Below are 9,890 nucleotides of genomic sequence, written 5' to 3' on the forward strand. Positions count from 1 at the left end.
CATGCTCGACGCAGCAACTTCAGCCCTGGCGCAGTTCGCCGACCCCACCATGCTCATCTACCTGGCGGTCGGTGTGGTGGTCGGTCTCATCATCGGAGTCATCCCCGGCCTGGGCGGCACCGGGGCGGTGGCGGTGCTCCTGCCGTTCGTCTTCGTGCTCGAACCCGAACAGGCCATCGCCATGATCATCGGAGCCGTGGCCGTGGTCCACACCTCGGACGTCATCACCTCCGTGGTGCTGGGCATCCCCGGATCGGCGTCCGCCTCCGTCTTCCTCCTGGACGGGCACTCCATGGCGCAGAAGGGGCAGGGCGGTCGGGCGCTGTCCGCGAGCTTCCTGTCCTCCATGGTCGGCGGTCTCATCGGCATCGTCGCCCTGACCCTGGTCGTCCCCGTGGCACAACCCCTCGTCAGCGCCTTCGGATCGCCGGAAGTCTTCGCGCTGATCGTGATGGGCATCTTCCTGACGGCCACGCTCTCGAAGGGGAACGTGGTGAAGGGGCTCATGATCTCGGCCTTCGGTCTGGCCCTGGGCCTCGTCGGCGTGTCCCCGGTGTCGGCGGAGTACCGCTACACGCTGGGCAGCGAGTACCTGACCGAGGGCATCGGCCTGGTCGCCGCCGCGCTGGGCATCTTCGGCGTCGCGGAGATCATCGACCTCGTGGCGCAGAAGAAGGCCGTGGCGAGCGGCAAGCTCGATCTCGGCGGCGGCTGGGGGCGCGGCGCCCGGGACGTCCTGCGGCACAAGGGCGATGTCCTGCGGGGCTCCGCCGTCGGGGTGGGGGTCGGGATCCTCCCCGGCGTGGGCGCCACGGCCGGATCGTGGCTGGCCTACGGCCAGGCGCAGGCCTTCGCCGCCCGACGCGGCACGTCCTCGTTCGGGAAGGGCGACCCGCGCGGCGTCATCGCTCCCTCGGCGGCCAGCAACGGCATCGAGTCGGGAGCCCTCATCCCCACCCTGCTCTTCGGTGTGCCGGGCGCCGCTCCGTTCGCCCTCCTCCTGGGGGTCCTGTTGATCTTCGGGGTCCAGCCCGGTCCGAACCTGATCCAGAACGACCTGGACCTCGTCTACTTCATCGTCTGGTCCTTCGCGATCGCGAGCGTGGTCGGGGCCGGTCTGGCCTTCTTCATGGCACGTCCGCTGGCGCGGCTGAGCTTCGTCAGCTTCCCGGTCCTGGCCGCCGCGCTCATCCCCATCCTGTTCATGAGCGGGTTCCAGGAGCCCCTCAACCTCAACGTCTTCTACGTGATGCTGCTGCTCGGCGTCGTCGGCTGGATCTGCAAGGTCACCGACATCCCCCGTGCCCCCTTCCTGATCGCCTACGTCCTGGCCATCCCCCTGGAGCGCTACTTCTTCCTGACGGTGAGCGTCTTCACCCCGGCCGAGTGGTTGACCAGGCCTTTCGTCGCGATCGTGGTCCTCGTCCTCGCGGCCGTCACGCTGGCCTCGGTCGTCGTGGCGTGGCGTCGCCGGAGGAGGGCGGACGGAGAGTCGCAGCCCGAGGCCTCCGAGGTGTCCGGGCCGGCGGCGCCGCCGTTCGTGGACCTGGCCGTCAGCATCGGAGCGCTGCTGTTCTTCCTCGCGGCGGTGCTGCTGGCCACCGGTTTCTCGGCCAGCGGCAAGGTCTTTCCTCTGGCCGTGGGCGGCATCGGCCTGCTCCTGGCGGGCATCAGCCTGGTGAAGGACCTGGTGCGGATCCGGGCGGAGGGCGGGCTCGGTCGCTTCGATGATGCCTGGAAGTCCCGGCTGCGGGTGGTGCTGACCTCGGTGGCCTGGCTCCTGGGGTTCATCTGGGCGGTGTTCGGCCTCGGCATGATCGCCGGCTCGGCCCTCTTCGCCGTGGTGTTCCTGCTCGTCGTGGCTCGCATGAAGGCACTGCCGGCGCTGATCTACACAGTCTGCATCGCCGGGGCGCTCTTCGCGCTCGTGGAGCTGGCGGAGCTGGTGCCGCCGGCCGGCTATCTGCTCTGAGGAAGGCCGGGGCGGTGCGCGGCGATAGCATGAGGCCTGCTGCCTCCGACGGAGGCGGGCCCACCCCCACGACGTGAAAGGGCCACCATGACCGTCCCCACCCCCGCTCTCCCGGGCTGCGCCCCCGGATGCCGTGCGCCACGACGGGGGTCGCCCGCCGACGACGCGCGGGCATGAGGCGGAGGGTGCCCCCAGCACGCTCCGGGGCGTGGCTGTGGTTCCTCGTGGCCGGGGCCCTGCTCACGCAGACCGCCCTGAACCTGGTGCGCCCGGTCACCACCTACAAGCTGCTGTCCCTGGACGCCGACTCCGTGACGGTCGGCCTGGTCACCGCCGCCTACGCCGTGGTCCCGCTCGTCACGGCCATGTGGCTGGGCCGGATGACCGACCGAGTGCGGGACCTGCGGACCATGGTGGTCGTCGGCGCCCTGGTCCTGGCCCTCGGCGCGGGTGCGCTGGCCCTGGCGCCCAGCGTGGCGCTCGTCGCCGTGGCGAGCGCCCTGCTGGGCATGGGGCACCTGGTGTTCACCATCGCCGGGCAGTCGGCGGTCGCCCGCTTCTCCCCGCCGGACCAGCTGGACAAGGGCTTCGGCTGGTTCACCGCGGCCTTCTCCGCCGGACAGCTGGTGGGTCCGCTGCTGGTCGGGGTGCTCCTGGGCACGGGCAGCGACGTCGCCTCGCCCGAGCGGGTCGCCGACATCACCCTGTCCCTGTGGATCGGGGCCGGGCTCTCGGTCCTCGTGGTGCCCGTCATGCTCCTGCGCCGGCCGGCGTCCGGGGCCGCCGGGGCGCCCGCCCGGAACGACGACGACGACGCTGCCGCGGAGCAGGCGGCTCCCGCCACCGGTGAGCTCGAGGTGGTCCCGGGAACGGCGCCGCGGGCGTCGATGCTGCGGATCCTCAAGGTCCCCGGCATCCCGTCCCACATGCTGGCGTCCCTGGCCCTGCTCGCGATGCTCGACATCCTCACGGCCTTCCTGCCGCTGGTGGGGGAGCGGGCCGGGGTCTCCCCGGCGTGGATCGGCGTCCTGCTGGCCGTGCGCGGCGGCGCCTCGATCGTCTCGCGCGTCCTGCTGCCGTGGCTCGCGCACCGGATGTCCCGCCGGGCGCTGCTGCTGGTCAGCCTCTACGGCGCCGGGATCACCCTGGCCGTCCCGCCGGCCGTCATCACGGTGCCGTGGCTCGCCGCGGCGCTCCTGTTCGTGGGCGGCTTCTGCCTGGGCCTTGGCCAGCCGATCACCATGACCCTGGTCTCCACCGCCGTGCCCGCCTCGTGGCGGGGCTCGGCGCTCGCCGTGCGGCTGGTCGGCAACCGGGCGGGGCAGGTCGCCATGCCCCTGCTGGCCGGCCTGGTGGCCGCGCCGCTCGGCCCGGCCGGGGCGATCTGGTCCACGTGCGCGGTGCTGCTGGTCAGCGGGCTGGAGAAGACCGTGCGGCGGTAGCCGGGGCCGGGGGACCACTTCGACAGCCCCGGCACAGGGACGCCACAACGGCGGCACAATCCCGGCTGGTCAGCTGGAGGACGAGAAGGACCGAGAGGTCCGGGCCGGCGGGCGGGAGCACGTCGGCACGTCCGACAGAAGGAACCCGCCGCCATGGTCAACGCCCACCACCCTGCACCCGGTGCACGGTCAGCAGAGGAGGACCCGGTCCTGCCGCTGGTCCGCAGGCGCCGGCTCGTGGGGGTCGACGCCGCCCGGGGCCTCGCCCTGGTCGGGATGATGTCGATCCACATCCTGCCCGCCTGGAACCCCGAGACCTACGGGCCCACGCTGCAGTGGGAGCTGTTCGCGGGCCGCGCCGCGGCCCTGTTCGCGCTGCTGGCCGGGGTGGGCCTGGCCTTCTCCTCCGGCGGGCGCACCCCGCACCGGGGCCGGACGATGACCGCCGACCGCGTGGGGCTGCTCGTCCGGGCCGTGCTGATCACCGGGCTGGGGCTGCTGATCAACCAGGTCATGCCGGCGGACCCGCCCGCCTACGACATCCTCGTCTACTACGGCATGTTCTTCCTGCTGGCGATCCCCTTCCTGCACCTGCCGGCGCGGACGCTGTTCGGTCTCGCCGCCGCGACCGCCGTGGTGGGGCCGGTGCTGATGCAGGCGCTCCGGGGAGTGCTGCCCGCGCTGGAGGTGTACAACCCGACCTTCGCCGACGTGCTCGCCGAGCCGGGGACCGTCCTGGCCCAGGTGCTGTTCACCGGCACCTATCCCGCGGTCCCGTACCTGGCCTACCTGCTCGCCGGGATGGCCATCGGCCGGCTGAACCTGCGGGCCGTGCGCGTCCAGGGCCGGCTGCTGGTGGCGGGGCTCGCCCTGGCCGTGGGGGCGTGGCTGGTGTACTGGGTGCTGGTCCTCCAGTCCGGGGGCTACGACCAGCTCATGAGCTCCACCCCGTGGCTGAGCGAGGACCTGATCGACGAGATCATCGTCTGGGGGCCGGACCCGGTCCTGCCCGACACCTCCTGGTGGTGGCTGCTGATCCCCGGTCCGCACACCAACACCCCGGTGGCGATCCTCCAGGACCTCGGCTCCGGCGCCGCCGTGCTGGGTCTCCTCCTCCTCGTGGCCCGGCGGGCCGGTGCCTGGCTGCTGCCGCTGAGCGCCATGGGGTCGATGACCCTGACGCTCTACTCGGCGCACCTGCTGGCCCTCGCCGCCATGCTCCACTACGAGGTGCCGCTCCTGTGGTTCCTCATCCACGTGGCGGTCGCGGCGCTGTTCGCAGTGGCCTGGCAGCGCGCCTTCGGCCGGGGCCCGCTGGAGCGGCTCCTGGCCCGGGCCGCCGGCGCCGGCCGTGGCCTGGTCCTGAGGCCCGGTCGGCTCCCGGAGGACCGGTGAGCTGGAACCGTTGCGCTCGTCTGGCCTGGGCAACCGCTCGGGGGTGCAGCCGACCAGTTCCATGACCCGCACCGTGGTGAGCACCGGCAGCAGCGCACGGGGGAGTGGCCGCCGGGGCCTCGGCCACCGGGACCAGAACCGCTCCGGGGGGCGGTGGTGCAGAACGTGTCAGGATGGTGCATCACGCGTCGAAAAAATACCTTGACGTCAGAGTAGATTCAGAGCCATGTCTGTCCACCACCCAGAACGCTCGCCGGCCGAGACGACCGGCCAGGATGCGGCCGCCAAGGTGCGCCGGGAGGCGTCCCGGCGGCGGACGTTCGCGGTGATCTCGCACCCGGACGCGGGCAAGTCGACGCTGACGGAAGCCCTGGCCCTGCACGCACACGTCATCGCGGAGGCCGGTGCCACGCACGGCAAGGCCAGCCGGAAGGCGACCGTCTCGGACTGGCTGCAGATGGAGCAGGAGCGGGGCATCTCGATCAGCTCGGCCGCTCTGCAGTTCACCTACCGGGACACCGTGTTCAACCTCCTCGACACTCCCGGCCACGCCGACTTCTCCGAGGACACCTACCGGGTGCTGGCCGCGGTGGACTGCGCGGTGATGCTCATCGACGCCGCCAAGGGCCTGGAGACCCAGACCCTGAAGCTCTTCGACGTGTGCCGGCGACGGGGCCTGCCGGTGATCACCGTGATCAACAAGTGGGACCGGCCGGGCAAGGACGCCCTGGAGCTGATGGACGAGGTCCAGCAGCGCACCGGGCGGGTCCCTGTGCCCCTGACCTGGCCGGTGGGACTGTCCGGGGACTTCCGGGGCACTCTGGATCCGCGCAGCTGCGCCTACACCCGGTACCGGAGGGTGGCCTCCGGTGCCTCCCTGGCCGAGGTGGACGTCTTCTCCGCCGAAGAGGCCGCGGCGTCGGAGGGTGCGGCGTGGGCGGAGGCGGTCGAGACCGCGGCCCTGGTGGCCGAGAGCAACGGTGACTTCGAGCGCGAGGCCTTTCTCGCGGCGGAGTCCACCCCGGTGCTGTTCGCCGCCGCCGCCCTGAACTTCGGTGTGGCCGCCCTGCTCGACGTCCTGGTCGACCTCGCGCCCCCGGCCGGCGCCCGGGTGGACGCGCACGGTGCCCCGCGTCCGGTGGACGCGCCGTTCTCCGGGTTCGTGTTCAAGCTGCAGGCAGGGATGGATCGCGCCCACCGGGACCACGTGGCGTTCCTGCGGGTGTGCTCCGGTGTGTTCCACCGCGGGATGGTCCTCACCCACGCGGCCACGGGCAAGCCGTTCGCCACCAAGTACGCCCACCACGTGTTCGGCCGGGACCGGGAGACCATCGAGACGGCGTTCCCCGGGGATGTGGTGGGCCTCGTCAACGCCTCGGCGCTGCGAGCCGGGGACAGCGTGTACGTGGACACGCCGGTGACCTTCCCGCCCATCCCGCACTTCTCCCCCGAGCACTTCCAGGTGGCCCGGGCGGTGGACGCCGGGCGGGCCAAGCAGTTCCGCCGCGGGATCACCCAGCTCGAGCACGAGGGAGTGATCCAGGTGCTGCGCTCCGAGGCCCGGGGGGACCAGGCCCCGGTGCTGGCGGCGGTGGGGCCGATGCAGTTCGAGGTCATCGCCGACCGGATGAACCGGGAGTTCGGCGCGCAGGTGCGCCTGGAGCCCCTGACCTACACCCTCGCCCGGCGGGTCATCGCCCCGGACCCCGAGGTCCTCAACCGCATCCCCGGGACCGAGGTCCTCCGGCGGGCCGACGGCGAGCCGATCGCGGTGTTCAGCGACAAGTGGAAGCTCGGCCGCGTGGCCACCCACGCCCCCGAGGTCGCCCTGGAACCGATCGGCGGGGACCTCGACTGAGCACCCTCGCCCCCGTACCATCGACGAGCCGCCCATCCGGCGCCCCGCTGGTGACCGTCGCCGTCGCCACGGCAGCCGTCGTCGCGCACGTCCCGTCGGGCCTCGTTCCTCGGTGAGCACCCTGACCCCCGACCGCCCCGGCGCATCGTCGGGGCCACGGAGAGGTGTGGCGTCAGGAGCGCTGTAGGTCCGGAGTCGTGGCCGACACCGAGGACTGCCCCTCGAAGAGAGCGCCCAGTCCGTCGCCCACGGCCGTGCCGGCCAGCGGGCCCAGCACTCCGTCGACATTCTGCGGCCTGTCAGTCATTCCTGCCGCTTTCGTCGTCGATGGTGTGCTCTCTTCACTCCGCGGTCCTGGTGCCTTCGCGGATGTCACCACGGCCCGGCGTCACCACGACCTCAGCACCGGGGCTCGACCGTAGTGGCGCACTGTGAGGTACCTCCCACGAACGCAGCCCAACTCTACCGTGACGTTAGAGTAGAGTCGTGAACCAGGTCAGTCGCCCCGTCGATGCGGCGGCCCGATCCCGATCTCCTGCCGGCGCGACGCAGCGCCCCTTTGATCGTCCCGTTCGGGGCATTGCCGAGGGCGCCCGTGTGCCCGCAACCGCAGCATTGGAGAAACCTCTATGGCCAGCACCCGCGATGAACGCGCGCCACGCACCGGCGCCCTGCCCGTGATGAGCCCGGCGGAGGAGGATCAGAAGGCCCCCGGCCATGTCGAGCTGTCGCCCGAGCGGCGCCAGTCCGTGCTGGGCACCCTGAAGTCCCCGCGCCGGCTCAAGACCGAGATCCTGGCCGGCCTGGTCGTGGCCCTGGCGCTGATCCCCGAGGCCATCGCCTTCTCCTTGATCGCCGGGGTGGACCCGCAGGTGGGACTGTTCGCGGCTTCCATCATGGCGGTGACCATCTCCTTCCTGGGCGGGCGCCCGGCGATGATCTCCGGAGCCACCGCGGCCACCGCCCTGGTCATCGCCCCGCTGGTGGCCTCCCACGGCATCGACTACTTTCTCGCCGCGGTGATCCTGGCCGGGATCTTCCAGGTGGTCCTCGCGCTGGTCGGTGCCGCGAAGCTGATGCGCTTCATCCCCCGGTCGGTCATGGTGGGCTTCGTCAACGCCCTGGCCATCCTGATCTTCACCTCCCAGATCCCCGAACTCATCGGCGTGCCCTGGCTGGTCTACCCGCTCACTATTCTGGGCCTGGTCATCATCTTCGTGCTGCCGCGCTTCACCAAGGCGGTCCCGCCCCCGCTGGTGGCCATCGTCGTCGTCGCCCTCATCGCGGTGCTGGCCGCGATCGTCGTGCCGACCGTGGGCGACAAGGGCGAGCTGCCCGACGCGCTGCCCACCCTGTTCCTCCCCGACGTGCCGCTGACCGTCGAGACGTTCCAGATCATCGCCCCCTACGCCTTCACCATGGCCATCGTGGGCCTGCTCGAATCCCTGATGACGGCCAAGCTCGTCGACGACGTCACCGACACCCACTCCAACAAGACCCGCGAGTCCTGGGGCCAGGGCGGGGCCAACATCATCACCGGGTTCTTCGGCGGAATGGGCGGCTGCGCGATGCTCGGCCAGACCATGATCAACGTCAAGGCCTCCGGCGCCCGCACCCGGATCTCGACCTTCGCCGCCGGCGTGCTGGTCCTGGTGCTGGCCGTGGCCCTGGGCCCGGTCGTGGCGATCATCCCGATGGCGGCCCTGGTGGCCGTGATGATCTTCGTCTCCTGGGCCACCTTCGACTGGCACTCCATCCGCCCCACTACCCTGTCCCGGATGCCCCTGCCCGAGACGATGGTCATGCTCGCCACCGTGGTCGCCACCGTGTGGACCCACAACCTGGCCATCGGCGTGATCGTCGGCGTGCTCGTGGCCATGGTCGCCTTCGCCCGCCGGGTCGCCCACATGGTCACCGTGGACCGCACCGTCGAAGAGCACTTCGGCGAGACCTTCGCCAAGTACACCGTGCACGGGGAGCTGTTCTTCGCCTCCTCCAACGACCTCTACACGATGTTCGACTACGCCGGAGACCCCCAGCGGGTGGTCATCGACTTCTCCGACTCCCACCTCTGGGACGCCTCTACCGTGGCGGCCCTGGACTCCGTGACCGACAAGTACGCCCACTACGGCAAGGACGTGGAAATCGTGGGACTCAACCAGGCCAGCCGCCGGATGCGAGTGCGCCTGGGCGGCATGCTCAACAACGGCGGGCACTAGGAGCACCGGAACCGGCACCGGACCCGCCTCAGCGCTGGCCCGGCACCGGTTCCGCAGCCCTCCACCCGCCATCGACCCGGACAGGCACCGTCTCCCATGACGCACCCGACACCGACCGCCACCACGACACCGACCGCCCCCGTCCCTCGGACCCGGCACCGCCCGGATCTGCAGGGTCTGCGCGGGGTGGCGGTGCTGCTGGTGGTGGCCTTCCACGTGTGGACCGAGAAGGTCTCCGGCGGGGTGGACGTGTTCTTCGTGCTCTCCGCGTTCCTGCTCACCGGCTCCTTCGCCCGCCGGATCGAACACGACCGCCCCCTGGAACTGCCGGCCTACTGGACCCGGACCTTCGCCCGACTGCTGGGCCCGGTGGCGGTGCTGCTGCTGGCCGTGCTCGCCGCGGTGTTCGCCGTCTTCCCGCCCAGCCGGTGGGCCGACCTGTTGACCCAGGCCTGGGGGTCACTGTTCTACGTCGTGAACTGGGTCCTGGCCGGACAGGCCGTGGACTACTACGCCGGCAACTCCGCGGCCACCACCCCGCTGCAGCACATGTGGTCGCTGTCGGTGCAGGGCCAGGTGTTCCTGGTGTGGCCGCTGCTGCTGGCCGGCGCCGCCGTGACGGCCCGGCGGATGGGGATCGGGTTCCGGCCGGTCGCCTGGGCCGTGTTCGCCGCCGTGTTCGCCGGCTCCCTGGCCTGGTCGGTGGTGGCGACGGCGGCCGGGCCCGAGGCCGCCTACTTCAGCACCCTGACCCGGCTGTGGGAGTTCGCCTTGGGCTCCATGGCCGCCCTGGCCCTGGCCGGCTCCGGCGCCTCGGGCACGGCCTCCCGGCGCCGGACCGCCCCGGCCCGGGTGACCGGGGTGGTCCTGGGCTGGGCCGGACTGGCCGCGATCCTCGCCACCCCCTTCCTCATCGGGCCCGACACCCGCTTCCCCGGCACCATCGCCCTGGCCCCCACCCTCGGCGCCGCCGCGATCCTGCTCGGCGGGGCCCTGGCACCCGA

6 protein-coding genes are annotated in these 9,890 nt (G+C 71.7%); all 6 read left to right on the plus strand.

The features are described from left to right. The first annotated feature begins 1 nt into the window (after position 1). On the plus strand, positions 2 to 1,972 hold the full coding sequence (locus AC6CH6_RS09585) for a tripartite tricarboxylate transporter permease (RefSeq protein WP_498254956.1): 1,971 nt from the start codon (positions 2 to 4) through the stop codon (positions 1,970 to 1,972). 185 nt (positions 1,973 to 2,157) lie between these two features. Next, entirely contained in the window at positions 2,158 to 3,414 is a 1,257-nt protein-coding gene (locus AC6CH6_RS09590) for an MFS transporter (RefSeq protein WP_498254957.1), read from the plus strand. 153 nt (positions 3,415 to 3,567) lie between these two features. Beyond that, positions 3,568 to 4,809, plus strand: coding sequence for a heparan-alpha-glucosaminide N-acetyltransferase domain-containing protein (locus tag AC6CH6_RS09595; protein ID WP_498254958.1), 1,242 nt, complete (start codon positions 3,568 to 3,570; stop codon positions 4,807 to 4,809). 226 nt (positions 4,810 to 5,035) lie between these two features. Next, the gene (locus AC6CH6_RS09600) at positions 5,036 to 6,667 is read left to right on the plus strand and encodes a peptide chain release factor 3 (RefSeq protein WP_498254959.1); all 1,632 of its coding nucleotides are present in this window, start codon (positions 5,036 to 5,038) and stop codon (positions 6,665 to 6,667) included. A 680-nt stretch (positions 6,668 to 7,347) separates the two neighbouring features. Continuing rightward, the gene (locus AC6CH6_RS09605) at positions 7,348 to 8,886 is read left to right on the plus strand and encodes a SulP family inorganic anion transporter (protein WP_498254970.1); all 1,539 of its coding nucleotides are present in this window, start codon (positions 7,348 to 7,350) and stop codon (positions 8,884 to 8,886) included. A 96-nt stretch (positions 8,887 to 8,982) separates the two neighbouring features. Then, a partial coding sequence (locus tag AC6CH6_RS09610) for an acyltransferase family protein (protein WP_498254960.1) occupies positions 8,983 to 9,890 on the plus strand: 908 nt, incomplete at its 3' end.

Source organism: Kocuria sp. GQ42, assembly GCF_059758435.1.

Excerpts from the sequence above, each read along its gene's own strand:
- AC6CH6_RS09595 (WP_498254958.1), top strand. The coding sequence starts at position 3,568 with ATGGTCAACGCCCACCACCCTGCACCCGGTGCACGGTCAGCAGAGGAG.
- AC6CH6_RS09600 (WP_498254959.1), top strand. The coding sequence starts at position 5,036 with ATGTCTGTCCACCACCCAGAACGCTCGCCGGCCGAGACGACCGGCCAG.
- AC6CH6_RS09585 (WP_498254956.1), top strand. The coding sequence starts at position 2 with ATGCTCGACGCAGCAACTTCAGCCCTGGCGCAGTTCGCCGACCCCACC.
- AC6CH6_RS09605 (WP_498254970.1), top strand. The coding sequence starts at position 7,348 with ATGAGCCCGGCGGAGGAGGATCAGAAGGCCCCCGGCCATGTCGAGCTG.